This is a genomic window from Acinetobacter sp. P1332 (assembly GCF_044057475.1).
Taxonomy (GTDB): Bacteria; Pseudomonadota; Gammaproteobacteria; order Pseudomonadales; family Moraxellaceae; genus Acinetobacter; species Acinetobacter johnsonii.
In genome coordinates this window covers 697816-718835 of record NZ_CP171157.1, presented here as the reverse complement: position 1 = coordinate 718835, position 21020 = coordinate 697816, and the positions used below count along the sequence as shown (strand labels likewise).

The 21020-nt window shown below is 42.8% G+C and carries 19 protein-coding genes; 7 read left to right on the top strand and 12 right to left on the bottom strand.

Translation table 11 applies throughout. The annotated features are described in order from the left end of the window. The first annotated feature begins 73 nt into the window (after positions 1–73). On the top strand, positions 74–1141 hold the full coding sequence (locus ACFN7Z_RS03485; RefSeq protein WP_010327396.1) for an aldehyde reductase: 1068 nt from the start codon (positions 74–76) through the stop codon (positions 1139–1141). A 356-nt stretch (positions 1142–1497) separates the two neighbouring features. Here ACFN7Z_RS03485 and ligA read toward each other — a convergent pair whose 3' ends face one another. From ligA to ACFN7Z_RS03460, 5 genes are all read right to left on the bottom strand, one after another. Next, entirely contained in the window at positions 1498–3537 is a 2040-nt protein-coding gene (gene ligA / locus ACFN7Z_RS03480) for an NAD-dependent DNA ligase LigA (protein WP_010327397.1), read from the bottom strand. Positions 3538–3631: 94 nt separating this feature from the next. Continuing rightward, entirely contained in the window at positions 3632–4627 is a 996-nt protein-coding gene (locus tag ACFN7Z_RS03475; RefSeq protein ID WP_010327398.1) for a cell division protein ZipA C-terminal FtsZ-binding domain-containing protein, read from the bottom strand. Between the two features lie 4 nt (positions 4628–4631). Beyond that, positions 4632–8084: a chromosome segregation protein SMC gene (gene smc, locus ACFN7Z_RS03470; RefSeq protein WP_010327399.1), complete on the bottom strand. Its 3453-nt coding sequence runs from the start codon at positions 8082–8084 to the stop codon at positions 4632–4634. Positions 8085–8094: 10 nt separating this feature from the next. Then, the gene (locus ACFN7Z_RS03465) at positions 8095–8790 is read right to left on the bottom strand and encodes a GntR family transcriptional regulator (protein WP_004983028.1); all 696 of its coding nucleotides are present in this window, start codon (positions 8788–8790) and stop codon (positions 8095–8097) included. A gap of 159 nt (positions 8791–8949) precedes the next feature. Beyond that, positions 8950–9753: a sulfite exporter TauE/SafE family protein gene (locus ACFN7Z_RS03460; protein ID WP_010327400.1), complete on the bottom strand. Its 804-nt coding sequence runs from the start codon at positions 9751–9753 to the stop codon at positions 8950–8952. 28 nt (positions 9754–9781) lie between these two features. Here ACFN7Z_RS03460 and ACFN7Z_RS03455 point away from each other — a divergent pair, with 28 nt between their 5' ends. Both ACFN7Z_RS03455 and ACFN7Z_RS03450 read left to right on the top strand, forming a co-directional pair. Continuing rightward, the gene (locus ACFN7Z_RS03455; RefSeq protein ID WP_010327401.1) at positions 9782–10537 is read left to right on the top strand and encodes a biotin--[acetyl-CoA-carboxylase] ligase; all 756 of its coding nucleotides are present in this window, start codon (positions 9782–9784) and stop codon (positions 10535–10537) included. 16 nt (positions 10538–10553) lie between these two features. After that, positions 10554–11285 carry a type III pantothenate kinase gene (locus tag ACFN7Z_RS03450; protein WP_010327402.1) on the top strand — a complete coding sequence of 244 codons (732 nt, stop codon included), beginning with the start codon at positions 10554–10556 and terminating at the stop codon, positions 11283–11285. On the opposite strand, the gene ACFN7Z_RS03445 is transcribed toward ACFN7Z_RS03450, so the two are convergent. Then, positions 11276–11875: an alpha/beta hydrolase gene (locus tag ACFN7Z_RS03445; RefSeq protein ID WP_010327403.1), complete on the bottom strand. Its 600-nt coding sequence runs from the start codon at positions 11873–11875 to the stop codon at positions 11276–11278. The two genes, ACFN7Z_RS03450 and ACFN7Z_RS03445, sit on opposite strands and share 10 nt — an antisense overlap. A gap of 179 nt (positions 11876–12054) precedes the next feature. Then, positions 12055–13461: a signal recognition particle protein gene (gene ffh / locus ACFN7Z_RS03440; protein WP_010327404.1), complete on the bottom strand. Its 1407-nt coding sequence runs from the start codon at positions 13459–13461 to the stop codon at positions 12055–12057. Positions 13462–13599: 138 nt separating this feature from the next. On the opposite strand from ffh, the gene ACFN7Z_RS03435 reads away from it, so the two are divergent. The 4 genes from ACFN7Z_RS03435 (at position 13600) to ACFN7Z_RS03420 (ending at position 17852) form a co-directional block, all read left to right on the top strand. Next, complete coding sequence (locus ACFN7Z_RS03435) at positions 13600–14409, top strand: inner membrane protein YpjD (RefSeq protein WP_010327405.1); 810 nt, start codon at positions 13600–13602, stop codon at positions 14407–14409. A 37-nt stretch (positions 14410–14446) separates the two neighbouring features. Continuing rightward, positions 14447–14809, top strand: coding sequence for a hypothetical protein (locus ACFN7Z_RS03430; RefSeq protein WP_010327406.1), 363 nt, complete (start codon positions 14447–14449; stop codon positions 14807–14809). 458 nt (positions 14810–15267) lie between these two features. Continuing rightward, positions 15268–16854: an ATP-binding cassette domain-containing protein gene (locus ACFN7Z_RS03425; RefSeq protein WP_395442583.1), complete on the top strand. Its 1587-nt coding sequence runs from the start codon at positions 15268–15270 to the stop codon at positions 16852–16854. A gap of 62 nt (positions 16855–16916) precedes the next feature. After that, entirely contained in the window at positions 16917–17852 is a 936-nt protein-coding gene (locus tag ACFN7Z_RS03420; RefSeq protein ID WP_010327408.1) for a tRNA-dihydrouridine synthase, read from the top strand. Here ACFN7Z_RS03420 and ACFN7Z_RS03415 read toward each other — a convergent pair. The 5 genes from ACFN7Z_RS03415 to ACFN7Z_RS03395 all read right to left on the bottom strand — a co-directional run bounded on the left by ACFN7Z_RS03415 (position 17849) and on the right by ACFN7Z_RS03395 (position 20935). Then, the gene (locus tag ACFN7Z_RS03415; protein WP_010327409.1) at positions 17849–18904 is read right to left on the bottom strand and encodes a DUF1176 domain-containing protein; all 1056 of its coding nucleotides are present in this window, start codon (positions 18902–18904) and stop codon (positions 17849–17851) included. The two genes, ACFN7Z_RS03420 and ACFN7Z_RS03415, sit on opposite strands and share 4 nt — an antisense overlap. A 38-nt stretch (positions 18905–18942) precedes the next feature. After that, on the bottom strand, positions 18943–19347 hold the full coding sequence (locus ACFN7Z_RS03410) for an NUDIX hydrolase (protein WP_010327410.1): 405 nt from the start codon (positions 19345–19347) through the stop codon (positions 18943–18945). 98 nt (positions 19348–19445) lie between these two features. Continuing rightward, a complete protein-coding gene (locus ACFN7Z_RS03405) occupies positions 19446–19892 on the bottom strand; it encodes a nuclear transport factor 2 family protein (protein WP_004695230.1) in 447 nt (148 codons plus the stop codon). 110 nt (positions 19893–20002) lie between these two features. Beyond that, positions 20003–20338, bottom strand: a complete 336-nt coding sequence (locus ACFN7Z_RS03400; protein WP_004695228.1) for a YegP family protein — start codon at positions 20336–20338, stop codon at positions 20003–20005. A gap of 231 nt (positions 20339–20569) precedes the next feature. Next, positions 20570–20935: a 5-carboxymethyl-2-hydroxymuconate Delta-isomerase gene (locus tag ACFN7Z_RS03395; protein ID WP_010327411.1), complete on the bottom strand. Its 366-nt coding sequence runs from the start codon at positions 20933–20935 to the stop codon at positions 20570–20572. Positions 20936–21020 lie beyond the last annotated feature (85 nt).

Below are 21020 nucleotides of genomic sequence, written 5' to 3'. Positions count from 1 at the left end.
ACCCCATAGGCAAAGACTTTCATGGCATTCACGTTTACACTAAGCCAATACTTAAAACAACAATGGGTAATCTATGACAAACTTAGCAACACAAGCACCGGTACTGGTTACAGGTGCATCGGGTTATATTGCCAGTTGGGTGATTCAAAAATTATTAACCCAAGGGTATACCGTTCATGCCACTGTACGTGACTTGAACAAAACCCAAAGCTTCGCGCATTTATCTAAAATTGCAGACAGCAGTGCTGGAACACTGAAACTCTTTAAAGCCAATTTGCTCGAGCCCAATTCCTTTAAAGAAGCGATGCAAGGCTGTGAAATTGTCTTTCATATGGCCTCTCCTTTCGTCGTTACTAACTATAAGGATGCGGTGAAAGACATCATTGAACCTGCTGTTTTGGGTACAGAAAATGTCTTAAACACCGTAAATGAAACCGAGTCCGTTAAACGCGTCATTGTCACTTCGAGTATTGCGTCGACCTATGGCGATGCCATTGATATTTTAAAAACAGACCATAATTCTTTCGATGAAAGTCACTGGAACACCAGCAGTTCTGAGACCCATCAGCCGTATCCATATTCTAAAGTGATGGCTGAGCGTAAAGCTTGGGAAATGGCTGAGGCACAAGATCGTTGGCAGTTGGTATGCATTAACCCTGCGTTGGTCTTTGGTCGTTCATTGACACCAAATACACAGTCAGGCTCAATTGAGGTCTTACAACAGTTTACCAATGGTTTGACTTTAGCGGGTGTCCCACCTATGTGGAATGGTGTGGTCGATGTTCAAGATGTTGCTGAAGCGCACTTACAAGCAGCATTCAACCCAGAAGCAACAGGTCGTTACATTGTAAGTGGTGGAACTTTAAGTCTGCTTGAAATCGGTCAATTGCTTAAAGCACATTTTGGTTGGAAGTTTCCATTTCCACGAAATGAACTTCCCAAAGCAGCTTTTAAGGTGATTGGCCCATTCATTGGTTTTAGCCGCGAGTTTGTTGAATTGAATATGGGTTATCCGATTTATTTTGATGCGAACAAGAGCCAAAAAGAATTGGGTTTAGAGTATCGAGATGTCAAAGAAAGCTTGGTTGAGCACTTTCAACAATTGCTCGATGACGGTGTCATTAAGCAATATATTCCTTAAAAATAAATAAAAAGCATAGTACTAGTCAATTTCATAACTGACGAGCATTATGCTTTTTCTAAATTTATGAAGGTATGGGATACACGAAATGTCATCAGCAACTGTTCGAGACAACACTACATTAGAAAAAAATTGTTTCTGCGACAATTTTATTCATTGATGGCAATGAACGAGTTTTGCTGATGACTAATGCCTTTGGTTACTTTGGGCTAATCCAAAGTAACATACGAACTTCAAGCATTTGATGCGAATACGTAAGACTCCGCTGTGAACCCCTCATCATTAAAAGTCGTTTTAGTCGTGCTTTAACTGAACGCAATTATCTGAACAGTATCTTTTTGATCCAAATCAAAAATCTAAGCCTCTAACTGGCCATAATCTTTCATCAGTTGAATAAACTCAGCTTCATTAATCACAGCAATCCCAAGCTTCTCTGCTTTATCCAGCTTTGAACCTGCTTTTTCACCTGCAACAACACACTTGGTCTTACTCGACACACTACCACTGACACGTGCGCCCAGTGCTTGTAGGAGCTGTGTTGCTTCATCACGCCCCATCGTACTGAGTGTACCCGTCACGACCCAACTTTCTCCATTTAGAGGCTGGCGACTTGGTGCCACAGGCGCGTCCCAGTGAATACCTGCCGCCAATAATCGGTCTAAAACTTCAAGATTATGCGGCGCTTGGAAAAAGTCGACAATCCACTCCGCCGTGATATCCCCTACATCTGGGGTTTTCTTTAAAGCTTCAATGTCTGCGACACGTAGCGCATCTAAAGTTTGGAAAGTATTGGCCAACATACGTGCTGTGGTTTCACCCACCCCACGAATCCCCAGTGCATAAATAAATGCAGCCAAAGTGGTTTTCTTGCTATTTTCAATCGAATCAATCAAGTTCTGAACGGACTTCTCACCCATTTTTTCAATGGTTAATAGCTTTTCTCGGTGCTCGTGTAGGTGATAAATATCAGCCACATCTTTAAGCAGATCAAGATGTAACAGTGATTCGACCCAACGATCTCCCAAACCTTCAATATCAAGAGCTTTACGTGACACGAAGTGGCGAATTGCCTCAATACGCTGTGCGGCACAATACAAACCACCTGAGCAACGTGCTAAAGCTTCACCTTCGGGCATCACCACTGGCGATTCACACACGGGACATTGGCTCGGGAGTTCAACTTCAATGGCATCGACAGGACGGAACTCAGGCCATACTTTTTCCACTTTGGGAATCACATCACCACTACGGTAAACACTGACAGTATCGCCAATTCGCACATCTAGGCGGTGGATTTCTCCAATATTATGCAAGGTCACATTTGAAACGGTCACGCCGCCGACAGCGACAGGATTCAACCGCGCTACAGGGGTCAATGTACCTGTACGTCCCACTTGCCAGTCAATATTTTCAACCGTGGTGAGCGCAGCCACCGCAGGGAATTTATAAGCCGTTGCCCAACGCGGTTCTCGGCTTAAAAAGCCGAGCTGTTGCTGTTGTTTGAGGCTGTTGACCTTAATCACCATGCCGTCAATTTCCACACTCAATTGTGGTCGTTCCGCATTGATTTGCTCATAAACAGCTTGGACTTCTTGAATACTATCGCAGACAAAATGACGCTCACCAACTGCAAAACCAAACTGTTGCAACCACTCTAGACTTTCCGACATGGTGCTTTGACCATGATTTGGTTCACACTGCGCAATACCATAAGCATAAAATGCAAGTGGACGCGAAGCCGCAATATTCGGGTCTAACTGACGTAGACTGCCAGCCGCGGCATTACGTGGGTTGGCAAAAGTCTTCTCACCTTTGGCTTCATTTTCTGCATTGAGCTTTTCAAATCCTGCTTTAGGCATCAAAACTTCGCCACGAACTTCCAGTAGCGTAGGTACTTCGCCCTGATTTGTGGTCAACACCTTCGGCAAGTTACGAATGGTTTTGACGTTTTGGGTAATGTCTTCCCCTGTCTCACCATCACCACGCGTCACTCCACGAACCAGCACACCCTGTTCATACCACAGTGAAATCGCAAGACCATCAAACTTCAGTTCGACATCATATTGAATCGTTTGATTCGGCAAACGTTCTTCTGCACGGCGTGCAAAGGCAAAAAGTTCTTCTTGATTAAACACATTGCCTAAAGACAGCATCGGTACCACATGGGTCACGCTCGTAAACTTCGCCAAAGGTTTAGCACCGACTTTATTGATCGGGCTATCTGGCTGAATACACTCAGGGTATTGTTCTTCTAAAGCTTTCAACTGATGAAAAAGCTGATCATATTCACTGTCTAAAATAGTCGGCTGATCCATCACATAATAAGCATGATTATGCTGTGCCAAAATTTGGATCAGTTGACGCATTTGCGCAACGACAGTCGAAGTTTGAGTCATAATTTCACCATAAAAAAGGGCGGTCTTTGTTCCGCCCTAAAAATTGTATTTCTACTGTCTATTATAGAAATCGTTACCACTGCTTTCAATCAGATTAAGCGTCGATTGCTTGTCCAGCACGGTAATCAATCGCCAAATGGCGCCAATGCTCTCGCAGTTGTGGCGTGAACTCTTGGTTGTTTTGGTCATAAACCGTTCCATCGATTTCACGAGCAATCAAACGTGAAATACTGTCCATGGTGTCGAAGGCATTTTGCACGTCACGGTGTGGTAAGGCCAAGAAAAATGCCAAGCCTTTAATTGGATCGGTCGACAGATTTTCCAAGTCAAAACCATCCATGCCTGTATCAGTAATTTGCAACACAGAGAACAGCAATTTGGTTCCATCTTCGTTATAACGATGGAAACAAGACATTTCGCCAAAACGTAAACCATACTTCATTAAAACTTTTAAGGTTTTCTCACCAGACAACGCGCGACGTTCAGGATAAACATTCAGGGCAATAAACGACTCTGCTGTGGCTAAGGCACTTTCATCATCGACAATTTTTTGCTCATACAAATGTGCATCTAAAATGCTGCTTTCATCGTCAAACTCTGAAATTTCGGCTTTTTCGACATTGGCATTTAAACTAAATTCAGCTTTATCCGCTTTTGCTTGGTCATCGACAAGCGAGGAGCTTGCGCTTTCAGTCGTTAATTCCGTTGCATCTGCTACTGCATTTTCAGGAGCGACTGAGTCTACTGCTTTATTTTCTACCTCAGCTGATGCATCCAAACTTGGTTCAGTACTGCTGCTTTCGAGCACACTGTCTGCATCCAAAGCTTTCGGTTCGGCTTTTTCAGGCAGTGTCTCTTCTACAGAGCTTTCGTTTAAAGTCGGCTCTTTACGTTCAGCCTCTTCAACTGATGCCGTTTGCAGTTGGTCACGTACGTGACGCGGGATAATCGGTTTTTGACTGTCAGCATCGATATGCAATGCGGACTCAAGTGAAGGCGCTGCATCTGCCGGCTTTCGAAAAATCATTCGAACCCCAAACAGCATAATGATCACTGCTATGACGATACCAATAATTGTTGTGTATTCCATCTTATTAGGCCTCCGCGACTAAACCGTATTCTTTTGCCTGTTCTAAATTTACAGTCACTAACTTTGATGTTCCCGGTTCAGGCATCGTAACACCTAACAAGTCGGTCGCCATCGTCATTGCGAGTTTATTATGGGTAATGTAAATGAATTGCACCTGTTCAGAAAGCTCTTTTACAAGATTACAAAATCTTCCCACGTTCGCATCATCCAAAGGCGCATCAACTTCATCCAAAACACAAAATGGCGATGGATTGAGACGGAAAATTGCAAACACCAAGGCCAATGCGGTCAGGGCTTTTTCTCCCCCTGAAAGTAGCGCCAAAGAGCTATTGCGTTTGCCTGGCGGACGGGCCATGAGTTTAACCCCAGACTGCCAGTCATCTTCTAAAGTCAGACTCGCTTCACCGCCATTGAAAACTTTCGGGAACAGATCTTGTAGTTCGGTATTGACCCGATCAAAAGTGCTCATGAACAATTTACGGGTTTCTTGGTCAATACTTTTCATTGCAGCACGCAACTGCTCAACGGTATTTTCCAAATCTTGAATTTGATGGCTCAACTCTTCAAAACGTTTAGACACGTCTTCATATTCTTCTGAAGCCGCCAAATTCACTGCACCCAATTTCTCAAACTGCTGCTGCGCTTTTTCCAAAATCTGTTGATGGCTGCTGATCTCAATGTTCAAACCCTCAATAGCTTCAACATTCATCTCTTTCAGCTGTTCAGAATAATGTTGTAAGTCTGACTTTGCAGCTTGCCACGCTAACCGTTTTTCTTCTAACTGAGTTCTCAGCTTTTCATCTTGTTGCTGATGCTGATGACGTTGTTCGGTTAAACTCTGCTGACGCTCTTGTACCGCATTCAGCTCAACTTGCCATTCAGACCATGTTTTTTGTAGCTTTTCAGTGATCTGTGCTTGTTCACTAAACTGGCTTTCTAAGGCGGGTAACTCAAGTTGTACAGGGTCAATAAACTTTTTGGCCTGCTCCATTTGTGACAATATTTGCTGATACTGTGCTTTTAAGAAAGTACTGTCTTTTTCTAACAGTTCAATCTGCTGTGTAGTTTGTACCGCCTGACGACGTACCATTTCAAGCGCTTGCCAAACCTGCTGTGCCTGCTGCTGGCTGTCATCCAGTTGCTCAGTCAAAGACTCCACTTGGAACTGCATGGTTTTGTAGTTAGGCAAGTTTTGTTCTAGCTTAATAGTCAATGCATGCAGATCAATCTCCAAATCATCTTTTTGCATGGCATCTTCTTCGAGTTGACTGTCTAACTGTGCCAGTTGATTGGCCAATTGTTGTTTTTGCACTTCAAAGGCTTGGTTGGTACTTTGTACTTTGGCGATATTCAAGTCAATCTGCTGGGTTGCCTGAACTTCTTTTTTCAATAGCTGTTGATCCGCTTTTAACTGCTCATCTACTGCTTGAACTTGAGTACGAAGTTCTGTGGTTTTCGTTTCAAGCTGAGTCAGAAGTCCTGTTTTTTCAGCAAGACTCTGTTCAATTTCATCTAAACGAATTCGATGACTGAGCGCCCCCTGTCCAGCTTGGCTCGCTTCGTCATAATCCAGACCAATCACCCAGTCCACGCCAACATGATAACCGTCTAAACTTAGAAGAGACTGACCATCTTTCAATTGCTTTTGCAAAGCGAGGGCTTGTTTTAAGTTGGTGGTCACTCCCACCTGTTGCCACAAAGAGGATTGTGGCGATTCAATCCAACTGGCTAGGCTATCGCAACCTGCAATTTCGATCAGCTCAACATGCGGCTGAGGCGTTAACTGACGTGCAACGGCATCGGTGAATGCATCGCTGTTGTCCAAACAATGCGCTGAAAGCCATTTGGCTAAGAATTTTTCGACCAGCGCGGCATGGGTTTTAGCCGCATCTTTAAGCTGCAGCACATGCATCAACTGTGGATGATCACTATTTTTTAAGGCACTGACTTTGACCAGAAGCTGTTTGAGGTGCTTCTGTTCGGCACTCAAAACCTGTATATCTGCTTTATGTTCATTCAGCTCAGTTTGAGCAGCTTGGTGTTGGATACGCAAATCATCCAGCTGCAACTGTACCTCAATGATACTTTGCTCACGTTGTAACTGCTGTGCCTCGGCGTTTTGCTTGGCATGTAACAGTTGATCAATCGCATCCAACTGGCTTTGGTTTTGAATTTGCGCCGCTTGCTGCTCTAAAATCTGCTTTTGCTGTTCAAAGCGTAAAATATTTTTGGCCAACTGTTCACTTTGCGCCAACATTTGCGTTTTTTGTTGCTGCTGTTTTTCAACCAAACTTTTGACTTGTTCAAACTGTTGAAGCAGCTGTTGCTGCTGTGCTTTTAAATCCGTTAAACCTTGGCTTTGCTGTTGGTTTTGACTTTCTTGCTGTTGTAACTGTTCGGTATGAAGCTCATTTTGTTCGTGCAAACTTTCCAGTTGCAGCTCGATCAGTTGCATACGTTCTTTAGTTTGCGCCTTCTGCTGTTCAAGCTGTGCCAAAGTGGTGGTGTTTTGCTGGAACAGTGTCTGCTTTTGTTCCAAAGTCATTTTCAGCTCAGCCAGCTTTTTCTCGGCCTGTTGCCACTCACTCTGTAGTGGCGTGGACTGCTGAATCAGGCGTTGAAATAGCTCACTGGTTGACGTCAAATCATGCTCTAAAGTGGTTAACTCTGAACGCACCAGTTTGAACTGCTCACCCAAATCATTCATGTGCAGCGTATATTCTTGCTGTAAACGGCTGCTTTGTTCACACTGAAAAGATAAAACTTCGACTTTAATGGTGCGAATTTGGCTTTCCAGTGTTTTGTATTGAATCGCGGTTTCAGCCTGACGTTTTAAAGTTTTTAGCTGTGATCTTAACTCGGAGGCAATATCTTCTAAACGCGATAAATTTTGCGTGGTGTGATCCAAATGCAATAAAGTTTCGCGGCGACGTGCTTGATAACGAGAAACCCCTGCGGCTTCCTCAATAAAAACTCGCATTTCTTCAGGTTTTGCATCGACCAAACGGTTGATCATGCCCTGTTCAATAATCGAATAAGAACGTGGCCCTAAACCTGTGCCCAAAAATATATCGGTAATATCCCGACGACGGCATTTGGTGCCATTTAAAAAGTATTCAGACTTGCCATCTCGGTTGACCTGACGTTTAACCGCCAGTTCGGTATAGGCATTATAGCTACCACCCAACTTGCCATAAGTGTTGTCAAAACGCAGTTCTACACTCGCGACACTCACGGGTTTGCGCTTTGCCGTACCGGTAAAAATGACATCCTGCATACTACCACCACGCAGTTGACGAGCACTGGATTCGCCCATGACCCAACGAATAGCATCGATCACATTGGATTTACCACAACCGTTCGGCCCAACCACTGCTGTGCGGTTATCTTTAAAGTGTAACGTGGTGCTGTCGGCAAAAGATTTGAAGCCGGAAAGTTTTAAACTGCTTAAACGCATAATGTCCTGACTAACGTCGTGAGCGTCTCGCCCACGCAAGTTCAATTTGTTTCATTCGGGTCAGAGATTCCAACACCAAGTTACGTAAGTGTCGACAAAAATCTTCCATAAATAAAGTAGCTTGTTGTGATTTTCTGATTAAAACCGCATCAGTCACCAGTTTAAATAAATCATAAGATTCTTGTAACTCTCTACGCGAAGTATTTAAGGTTAAAAAATAGCTCCGACGTATCGAGGGTAACAGTTCTTGGTAAAACTTCATCAAATAAGCATTGCCCACCATTTCATGCTGGCGCGCCAATCCTTCAAAAATCAAATCATAAAATTTTTCGATACTACCCTGTTTCAGTTGATTCCCCAACTCATCCAATAACAGCTGTAAACGTTCCGCTTCATAGCTACGCCATGTTTCCGCTATGCGTTGCACAATTTGCCCCAACAGTAGACTGCTGGTGTCAAACAAGGCGCGCACTTGCTGAGCGGACATTTCAGAAACGATGGCGCCGCGGCGCGGGTAGATTTCAATCAGATGTGTACGTTCAAGCAGTAACAAGGCCTCACGCACCGAGCCGCGACTCACATCCAGTTCAGCGGCAATACGTAATTCTTGTATGCGCTCACCTTCGACCAACTCACCGCGAATGATTTGTTCACTGATGTGCTTGGCAATTTGTTCGGACAAACTCTCTGTATCATGTGCTTGCATACTGTTCCTAACTTGTTTTTATAAGATGCAATCCATGGTCTTTAGTGACCTATTTTTAGGTTTTACCCGATCTTAAACGCTAAACACTATGTCATTGTCTAACAATTTTACCGTCTATAATGCCAATCAACAGCAACGCACACAACATTGTCAAAGAAATTAAGAACTAAAACCTTGATAAATAAAATATAAACCAACTACCACCAACAAACCAGCAAAACACTTTTTCAACATCGCAGGCGATAAAAGATGCGCCACTTTTGCCCCAAACTTGGCAGTGATAAAACTCATGACCGCAATCCCGAAAAATGCATAGACATGAATATAACCAATGGTATTCGGTACATTCACTTCAGCCCGATGCCCGAACCACATAAAACCTAAAGCTCCAGCCACTGCAATTGGTAAGCCACAAGCCGCAGACGTCGCCACCGCTTTTTGCATAACCACACCATGACGGTTTAAGTACGGCACCGTCAAACTTCCCCCACCAATGCCAAAGATCGCAGAAGCCACACCAATGCCTGCACCGACAAATAACTGTTTGCCTGTAGAGGGTAACTGACGCGAAGGATCGACCTCAACATGTGCGCCACTAAACATTTTGTACGCCACCCATACCGCAAAAAAACCGATCAGCAGTTGTAAGCCATGTCCCGACATATAGTCTGCAATGCCCGCACCTAAAAAAGCACCCATGACTAAACCTGGAGCCAAATTGCGAAACACAGACCATAACACTGCCCCGCGTTTATGATGCGCACTCACTGAACTCATTGACGTGACAATAATCGTAGCCAGTGATGTGCCAACCGCCATATGCATAATGACACTCGGGTCATAGTTCAGATGAGTAAACACCACATATAAAATCGGGATGATAATGAGTCCACCACCGACCCCAAATAGCCCCGCAGCAAAACCAGCGATTGCACCAATCAGTAAATATATGATTAACTCCATGATCATTTTTCACTTTTCTCAGATTCATATGGATTTAGAGACACGCCAATTACAACAGCTTCTCGCTGAAGCACAGCAACTTCCTGAAGTTTTATTGCTTAAGCCAGTTACCACATCCACCAATGACGATGTGCGTGAAATTGCGCAAAAAGGGATTCAGAGCGTTTTGGTCTGCAGTACACGACAAACTCAAGGTCGTGGACAGCGTCAACGACAATGGGTTTCTCCTGAAGGAAACATCTATTTAAGCACATTGCTACAGACCAAAACACCTATAGATGGGCGCTTGGCTTTAGAAATTGCGTTAAATATCTTGCAAATGCCGAGTTTGCAAGGCCTTGCTCTGCAAGTGAAATGGCCGAATGACCTTTATAGTGCTCAAGGTAAATGGGGCGGGATTTTAGTTGAACCACTGTCAAGCCACCAAGCGATTATTGGGGTGGGCATCAACATCAACCAAGTCGAAGATACCCAGCTTGATCAAGCCACCAGCTCACTTGAACAGCTGGGTTTAGCCCAAGCAGAGCGAATTCGCTTAATGGCGGAACTATATCTGGCAATTCAACAAGCAGGCCTATGGTTCACCCATAACAGTGCAAATCTGGCTTCTCGTTTCAATCATTACGCAGCCTTTATGCAGCAACCCGTTGAATTTGAACATATGAAGGGTCTGTCTCAAGGCCTATTCTTAGGCATTCAAGATGATGGTGCGGTACAAATTCAGACCGCCAATGGTGTTGAAAATTTTTATCAAGGCCGTTTACGCCCAGTGACCCCTGTTTAAATGATTGAGCATCATCATGAAAAATTTATGGTTAGATATTGGTAATACCCGCCTAAAATATTGGATTACGCAGGAAGATCAAATTTTAGAGCAAGGGGCTGAGTTACATTTACAGTCCCCTGCCGATTTGCTTTTAGGTCTAATTCAGCATTTTAAAAACTTAAACATCCAACAGATTGGTGTTTCTTCGGTTCAGGACAAAAAAAATAATGACCGAATCCGTAGACTTTTAAAAAGTTTAAATGTGCCGATCACCTTTGCTCAAGTGCAGGCCAACTATGCAGGCCTGCAGTGTGGTTACGAACAGCCTGAACAACTCGGAATTGACCGTTGGCTGCAAGTGTTGGCCGTCGCACGTAATCCAGAGCAGAACTATTGTGTGATTAGCTGTGGTACGGCGCTGACCATCGACTTGGCAGATGGTTTACAGCATTTGGGCGGCTATATTTTACCAAATCTCTACTTACAAAGAGACTCGCTGATCCAAAACACCAAAGGCATTAAAATTCCAGATGCGGCTTTTGATGAACTTGGGCCCGGTCGTAATACCATCGACGCAGTGCATCATGGGATTTTGCTCGGTTTGGTCAGTACCATTGAAAAAGTCTTGCAACAGTCTCCACGCCAACTGATTTTAACTGGCGGTGATGCGCCTGTATTTGCACGCTATTTGGCAGAGTATGCACCACGTATTGAAAATGATTTATTACTTAAAGGGCTACAATATTATATTCAGCATCAACCCTGAGCCACCGCCTGTTGTTGTAAAAGGGGTTTTAAGGTATTGAGCAGTAGCTCAAATTCAGCATAGCCATTTTCCCGCATAAAATTTCCTGCACGTTTCACTTCCAATACCTCTGCACTCAAAAAGTGTCCAAAGGTAAGCGCCAAAGGCGGTGGAACATAAGGGTCATTATTGGAAAACATCACCACACGTGAAGCGATGTGAGAGTGGAGTATACCGCTGTCCAGCTTCGCTTGCGCAATAAAACCACTTAACTCAGGTAAGCTTTTTAAAGCCGCTTTAAAGCCCGCAATACAGAAGATCGCTTTGATTCGACGTTCACGCAGTTTACTACTGAGATAATGTAAAGTCGCCAGACACCCCAAATTATGCGCAATAATGATGGTATTTTCATCCAAAGTGGTCATTTGCAGGGCCAAAGCCTGTTGCCATTCTTCGAAATGTGGTGCATCACTATGCGGAAGCACTAAGCGTTTTACTTCAGCATGCAGATCCATCTGACTGAGTTTTTGACTTAGCCACGGAAACCAATGGTCATTGGGCGATGCTTGATAGCCATGCACAATATAGATATGTTGTTTTGATCCATTCATTTTCAACTTCTTATTATAATGTTTGAAAAGAATAAATTTTACGCAACTTTCAAGCCATAAACAGTGCGTTTTTGTTATTAAGCGACGGTATTGAAAACGCACACAATAATTTCCATGACTTACAAAACAACAAAAAAAAGGCGCTCAACGCGCCTTTTTCTGAAATGGTAAGAAGCAGATTACTTCTTATCGTTCCCACCAAATAATGGTCCCATTCCGCCGCCACCACCAAACTGTTTTTGCATACCGCTTAATGATTTCATCATTTTTGCCATACCCGATGGATTGGCAAATTTCTTCATCATTTTCGCCATTTGCGCATGTTGTTTAATCAATTTATTGACTTCAACAACATCCATACCACAGCCTGCTGCAATGCGCTTTTTACGGCTTGGGTTCATCAGGTCCGGATTACGACGCTCTTTGATGGTCATCGATTGGATAATCGCTTCCATCTTTTTCACTTGCTTTTCAGGGTTCGCTTGCGCCAACGCATCTTGAATCCCTGCATTGCTCATGCCAGGCAACTTATCCAAGAAGCCCATCATGCCTCCCATTTTATTCATTTGCTCAAACTGCATTAGCATATCTTCAAAGTTGAAGCTGCCGCCTTTTTGCAGTTTTTTCGCCATTTTTTCGGCTTTTTCTTTGTCGACTTTACGTTCAAGCTCTTCGACCAAAGAAAGTACGTCACCCATACCCAAGATACGCTGTGCAACACGTTCAGGATGGAATGGCTCTAAGGCATCGAGCTTTTCACCCATGCCTAAGAATTTGATTGGCTTACCTGTGATTGCACGTACTGAAAGCGCCGCACCACCGCGCGCATCACCATCAGTTTTGGTCAGAATCACACCTGTTAATGGCAGTGCATCATTGAAGGCTTTGGCTGTATTTGCCGCATCCTGACCGGTCATTGCATCGACCACGAACAAAGTTTCAGTTGGCTTAATCGCCGCGTGAAGTTCTTTGATCTCGTCCATCATTTCATCGTCTACGTGTAGACGACCTGCTGTATCGACAATCAAGACATCCGCAAACTGAATTTTGGCTTGTTCAATTGCACGCGTTGCAATGGTAATCGGTTTTTCATCAGCACTCGATTCAAAGAAAATCGCGCCTACTTCACCTGCAACGGTTTGTAGCTGTTTAATTGCTGCTGGACGGTAAACATCGGCAGATACCATCGCTACTTTTTTCTTTTGGCGTTCTTGTAAGAAGCGAGCAAGTTTTGCAGCCGTTGTTGTTTTACCTGCACCTTGTAAGCCTGCAAGTAGAACCACAACAGGAGGTTTTGCTGCAAGATCAAGGCTTTCATTTGCCTCGCCCATCATTTTTGTTAATTCGTCATGCACGATTTTAACAAATGCTTGGCCCGGCGATAATTGAGTCATGACTTCTTGACCCAACGCCTCTTCCTTAACTTTCGCGATAAATTCACGAGTTACAGGAAGTGCAACATCGGCTTCAAGAAGTGCCATACGTACTTCACGTAGGGTATCTTTAATATTGTCTTCGGTTAGCTGCCCAGAGCCAGTAACATTTCTTAAACTCTGCGTGAGTCGTTCCGTTAAGGTATCAAACATTGCAAAATCCGCTTAAAATTGCTAGTTGCAAAAAAATCTTTCTTAAAATAGAAAATTTATGCATAGAATGCTATAGGATACTGTAGTTCGCACCGAATTTATATAAATGAATATTCATCATCCTGAAAAAGGTTTGACATGATTAGCCTGCCCTTGGTTTACACCATCTTAGCATTAGTCGCTTATACCACCTCTTTTTGGTATTTGTTTCTCAAATTAATGGCTAAACGTGATCCAAACCATTGGTTTATTGGCATTATTTTAGGCCTAGGCTTATTGCTACATGCCACTGTTTTGTACCATGACATGCTCACACCGATGGGAGTGAATTATGACGTTTTTGTCTTAATGTCATTTACATCGGGGCTCATGCTATTACTTAGTCTACTCTATAGCACTTATCGTCCAATTCTAGCTTTGAACCTGATTGGCATTCCTGTGGCCGCGACAGGACTCATTTTAGGTTTTGCCTTTAGTCAGTCCACTCAATTTATTGAACAGCGCTCATTGGGTTTAGATATTCATATTATTTTATCGCTGTCGGCCTATGCAGTGCTACTCATGGCGACCATACAAGCCGTGATTTTATGGTTCCAAGATCGAGAGTTAAAGAACAAACAAAAAAAACGCTTTTGGGTCAACTTACTGCCCTCTTTTCAAGCGATGGAATCTTTACTGTTTGACTTGATTAAAACGGGTTTTCTTTTACTGACTGTAGCATTGGTGTTTGGTTTCTTTACCATCGATAACTTTTTTGCCCAACATCTGGCACATAAAACCGCTTTTAGTATTATTTCTTGGTTTGTGTATGGGGCTTTGCTCATCGGACATTACCGTTTTGGTTGGCGCGGTCAAAAAGCGATTCGTTTTACCTTAATTGGATTCTTCTTGTTGGCTGTCGGTTTTATCGGATCTAAGTTTGTATTGGAAATGATTTTAGGTCGATAAAGTATTTTATGTTAACTTTAGGAAAATTAAACTTATAATGAAATTTTTCTTTGTAGTATTTGCATTCACTTTAATCACATGGGTTTGCAGCGATTTTTTTCATAAAAAACAATTAGATTCTGCAATAAACTCAACAAATAAAATTAAAAATTGTGGCTACTTGTTGGGCATTAAGTCAACAAAAGCTAGATTTAGTCAGGAGTATTTTGTAATACAGAATAATCAAAAGGAAATAGATAAATTTAATTTTGATCCTGAATTTGATGTGCATCAGAACATAAAATACTCTGGAGAAATAAAGCAAGGGGAAAAAATTTGTTATGAATATACTTACATTCACACTTATATGGATACTATAAAAATTCTAACAAATATGAACAAAATTAATAATTTTCCATAAAGTTTACAGAATAGAGCTTATGTAACATAACACTAAAAACTCCCCCAACCACCCTACAATATTTTAGTTATCTATTGCTTATCACCCCTACTAAAAACGTATAGCACCACTGTAAAACTCATCCACGCACTCACAAAAGCCTCACTTAACCAATCGTGCGGGTTGTACTTACATCTACAGAAAGCTTCGACTAGTGTATATGACAAACTCCCTAACCAATAGCATTGATCGATAAACCTTAAGTACATAAGAAAGACAATGAAATGGATCATTTTTTATCCACCTGTTATACTGGCTAAATATCCCCCCTTCTTCCAATTTAGAGTAACACCAATGAAGTAAGTCTTATTTTCCGTCAAATCTAATTTATGTGTTTTCTGACGTGCAAAATAAACTTATTTACTGCTCTATATCTCTATAAAAATTTATTTTGTATGTCCTGTATAAAGGAGTCTTCAATGATCCAACAGGCCTGTACTGTAAAAAATCTCAGCGTTCAATTTGCTCATGAACCACTGTTTCAGCATTTAAACTTTGAATTGCCCGCTGCCCAATGTTCAGCTCTGATTGGACGAAATGGTCAAGGCAAATCAATATTAATGTCCCTACTCACTCAGGCGCACATGCCCAATTATGCGAGTGGCGAAGTGATTTGGCATATGTCATTTTCCTACTTAAGTCAGCTCGAGCGTTTAAGCAACTGTACACTTGCCGAAGCCCTTAACATTGCTGACTTACATGCAAGTTTTCAACGTATTGAACAATCGACTGCGAGCTTTGAAGACTATGACCGCGTCGAACATGCATGGCATCAACCCACTGAATGGTTGAAATTGCTAGAAAGTGCAAACTTACCTACAAATCTATCTAGCTCAGTTTCTCAACTGAGTGAAGGTCAGAAAACTAAACTGGCACTGTGTCGCCTTTTTTTACAAACTGAGCATTATTTACTTCTTGATGAGCCCAGTAATCACTTAGACCATGCAAGTCGTGCATGGTTAAGTCAAAAAATCCTTCAGCATCCTGCGGGCTGTTTAGTCATTAGCCACGACCGCACATTGTTAAATCCAATCTCCAATACCTATGTTTTAAATGATTTTGGTTTACAACACTTCCGTTGCAACTATGCCGAGTATCAGTCACAAGCAGAGCAACAACAGCAGGCACTACAACACAATATCTCGCAAGAGAAACGCGAACTAAAACAATTACAAGTCCAACAGCATGAGCAGCGCATGAAAGCTCAGAAAAGGCAAAAGTCTGGGAAGAAATTACGAAGCTCTGGTTCTCAAGCCAAAATCCTACTCGACTTTAAAAAAGAACGTACGAGTCAAACCTTATCGGGAGTCGCGCAGCAACAACTTCGCCAAAAGGAACAAGCGCAAGATGAGCTCAAAAACAAACAGCAGCAACTAGAACAGATTAAGTCACAAAAGTTTGATTTCCATTTTCAACCTAAACAAACAGGTGAAATTCTTCGTTTGAAAGAAGTGGGTTTAGCAGCACTTTCTATCTCGCCTATTTCTTTCGCCTTACACAACGGAGAAAAAATCCAACTGCGCGGCCAAAATGGTTCAGGTAAGTCGACCCTACTTCGTGCCATTCAAAATCATAGTCATGTTCAATCGGGAGACATTTTTAAGCGTGGAGCATCGTTATATTTAGATCAAAACTTTAGCCTACTGAATCCAGAACTGAATGCGGTACACAATTTACAATTATTGAATCCGTCTTTGTCCGATGAGGAGTGTCGGAATCAATTGGGGCAACTTCGAATTCGACGAGATAAGGCTCTGCTTCCCATCTCACTACTCAGTGGCGGTGAACAACTCAAAGTCGCTTTACTGTGTATCAGTCTCGCAGCACAGCCTGTGGACTTACTGTTACTGGACGAACCCGAAAATCATCTCGACATCAACTCAAGACAACTGTTGGCACAGGCTATACGCGATTTTACAGGGGCGGTTATTTTAGTTTCGCATGATGATGCCTTTATCGAGGAGACACAGATTGAAAACTATTTCGATTTAACCCAAACGGATTAGACTAGACAGCGTGATCGGATTTGCGTATAACACCGTTTTTCTATTTGACTGGTGACACCGCTGTGAAACTCATTCTTGCACCAATGGAAGGCTTAACCGACCCAATCATGCGTGATGTTCTCACGTCTGTAGGTAGCTTCGACTGGTGTGTGACCGAGTTTATCCGTGTGACCAATTCGGTCTTACCCGATCATATTTACCACCAGTATTGCCCAGAATTACTCAATGGCGGAAAAACGGCGGCAGGAACACCCGTGCATGTGCAGTTTTTGGGCAATGACCCTGAAATGCTGGCTGCCAATGCCATCCGTGCGGTGAAACTCGGTGCACCCGCCATTGATATGAACTTTGGCTGTCCAGCCAAAACCGTGAACCGTCACCGTGGTGGCTCTGTACTCTTAGATGAGCCAGAAGTAGTGCATGAACTGGTCAAAACCGTGCGTGATGCGGTTCCTGCACATATTCCTGTTTCTGCGAAAATGCGCTTAGGCTATATGGACCGACATTTTATGTTGGACAATGCTCATGCCATTGAAGATGCAGGTGCAGCATGGGTTACCGTGCATGCACGTACCAAAGCCGATGGTTATACCCCACCCGCTTTTTGGGATCAGCTCCGCCCGATTCGTGAAGCATTGAAGATCAATGTGATTGCCAATGGTGAAATTTGGAACAATGCAGACGCGAAACAGTGTCGCTTAGAGTCTGGCTGTGAAGATTTGATGATTGGACGTGGTGCCGTGACCATACCTGATTTGACCCAATGTATTCGTCAAAATATCGACACACCTTTGCTGACATGGAATGAGCTACTAACCTTACAAATCCGTTTCTTAAACGGCGGCTATAAAAAAGAAATGAATATGGTCGGACGTTATAAGCAATGGCTTGGCATGATGTCTAAACACTATCCAGAAGCCAAAGCCCTCTGGGATGAAGTCAAACGTATCAAGCCGCTGGATGACATTATTCTTAAACTAAACGCAAGCTCAACTTAATCCGTTCGCGCAACGATCGCGACATAAGTGGGTAAGTTCCACGCACCACCTGCAAAGCCTTTACATTGCTGCGATTGTGCCTGATAACTAAGGACAAAAGCCTTTCCATTCCAAGCCCACTCTGAACTAATACCACAGTCAGCAATACCCCGACCTTTTTGCTCTGAGAAAATCTGCGCCTCACTAAAACTTGAGCCTGATGTCGTGACTTGCTGCTGAATCTTTTGTAATGCTTTGTCCATAACCCAGTAGCCTAGACCTTCATTGTACGCTCCACGCCAACATGGCACTTGAACCACCACTTGCTCTGCATTCAGCGGATAGACTGAAACCCGATCTTCCTCAAAAAATCGTGCCTCATAGAGATTTGGACAGTCTTGTTCATCTGTTTTTGCTTTTAACTTTTTAAAGAGTTGATTGGCAATTTTACTGTCCACGGCAAAATGACTGGCAACTGCAGGTCGATATCCCGTAATACCAATTTTAGGGATGGCTTTGGGTTGTAAAACATTTTGCTCAGACTGATTGCCTTTTTGATATACCGCGTTCGGTGTATTTACACGTTTTTGTATATCATCCATTTTGAGCAAAACTGCATTTGCCCCAGCAGTTGAAATTTGCCATTGCTGTGCTTGGGTCGTGAGACGAATATCTTCTGCGCCTACCAAAGCCTTTAGCAACTGCGCACTTTGAGCACTGGACAGTTTCGCGGTACTTTTCTTGGCATCGATGGTTAGGTTCCCTAGAGATGTTCCTCCTACATTTAAACTGGCTTCAGTATCCTGCGTAAACTCCTCAACCACTTGAATTTGGCTGAGTACCGCACTGCCTGCACCTGCGGGACGAGAAATCAGTAATGAAACTGGATGACCAAACTGAGCATCACTTTGATAACCCACCGCGCGGCACATACCCGTATTATCACAGGCAAGCTCCCAGTCTTTATGCATAAAATAGTTACCCGTTTCAGCATGAGTCAACTGGCTCAAGGCACTCATCAGCAACACACCAATAATGGGACTATTTCGTTTTATGATCTTATTATTCAACATATGCACTCACTCCACTTTAGAGGAATATAATCTTGCACTCAAAAACTTCGGCTTTGCACGATACCTGTATAATTTAAACAATCTTCAACGCGAATCCGTTGTACTTTCGACAGCTGATCTAGATCAAACCAAGCATAGGCCGTATGTTCATCACTGAGCCTGATCTCAGCAGATGCAGCCAGATGGCATCTAAAAATAAAGGCATGCGAGGTCACTGCCGCATGAAAGTACACACCCGACAAATACTCTATCTGAACCTGACAACCGAGTTCTTCTTGGCACTCACGCAGCAAAGCCTGATGAATGGTTTCTCCCATATCCAAGGCTCCACCTGGCAGCCCCCAAGCCTGATCGGCATAATTGGCTTTCAGTAATAAAACCTGCCCTACAGCATTGGTTAGCACCGCATGAGAACTCAGTCGGTAAAAGTCTTGAAATGCCATAGATACCTTCTTCTTAAGTTGTTCATGTTGTCATTAAAACATAACTCACTAAAACTGAGGTGGCTCGATCTGTGCCAAAGCCAAAGCTTTAGTCGAACTCAGTCTGGAAAATAAATCGGCTTTGACATTTTAGTTTCAAAGTCCACAGGCACCGAAATATGCTGATGGGCAACCAACCACTCACCTGCCGTTTTTTGAAAACATAGGGTGATTCTGCACCAAGGAATCTCTGGAGTTGCAACACCACTGGCATGATCCAATTTAGAATAACAATGTAAAAAAGCTAAACCGTCACGACTAAAAATATTGATGTTACGCCTAAACACTTTGATTTCCCCCTGAAAAAATGGGGCATATCGTCTCCACAATTCTTGATAGGCTTGCACACCTTGCAGCTCAAACCCAATATCAAACAAGCTGACATCACTCTGACAAAGACGAATGATATTTTGTACATCCATTTTACAAATGGCATCATCCCATTGTTTGAGTTTGAAGATAATTTCATGCCCTGCATGCTCATCTCCAACTAATCGAAAATCCACATCGCCCTCCCACACTACAAATCAAACTGCATAAAAAAACGCGTGCGCCATCCATAGCAAACACGCGGTTTTCTTCAATTCTTAAAACAAGCAAAATATGTAATCTGATCTTAAGTCGTCAAATCCTTAATCGTGGTACTTGAACCATTGTTTTTGACCGATTCAATGCCTTTGTCTCGGGATTGCTCACTGGCATAAAACTGACTGGTACCAATAATCTGATGATTGGCAGCCTTTAAGTTAAAATAAGGTTTGCCATTTTTGGCTTCTAAGCGTTCATAACGCGTATCATCGGGGCTGTTTTTTTGCACCGACTCAATTCCATTATGTGCTGACGCTTTTGCTTTATACAGTTCACTGGTCAAAATGACCTCGCCATTTCCCGCTTTTAAAACAAAGCGGTATTGGCCATCATTTGCCTGACTTACTTCGTACCATCCTGACATAAGCTCACCTATTGTTATTTTAAAGTGATTGTAGATCCACCAAAACCGAATAAAAAATCATCCAATTTCATAAAATATAAATGACTTCTTTTATAAAAAAAAGTGCATTTACTACCAGCCCAATTTTTATTTTTTTAAAATAACAGCGCTATATGAATAACGCATGACAGCCTCAAACCGTTTAAATGACACTCGATATCGGCCCAATACGGCTTGGTACTCTTCCTAATTCTATGCTTTTAATACCAATTTGCTATAACTACTTTTTGGCATTTCAATAATTTCTACACAAATTTGTACCGTTAAATCCTGAGGAGCGGTAAAGTTTTGCTGCAAGGTTTTAAGCAATTGGCTCGAAATGGCACACTTGGTGGCTTCATCTCGTCCGCTTAATAAAGACACTTTGGCATGCAAATAAGCCTGTGCATCACCATCCACCCCAATCACAAAATCGGACTGTCGAATGGCACGACTTTTGATGTCATTACCCGATTGTACAAACTGACCATCCAGCAAAGCTTGGTTTAACGCCAATAACATCGGCTTAACTTCAAGGGTGTCGATATTGTCTGAATATTCAAGGTGGATATGTGGCATAGCGTATTCTTCAACAAGTTTTTATCTTTATAGCATGCTGTGCGGGTGTTTCAACGCTTAATGTCTTTTCAAAATGGCTGAAAAA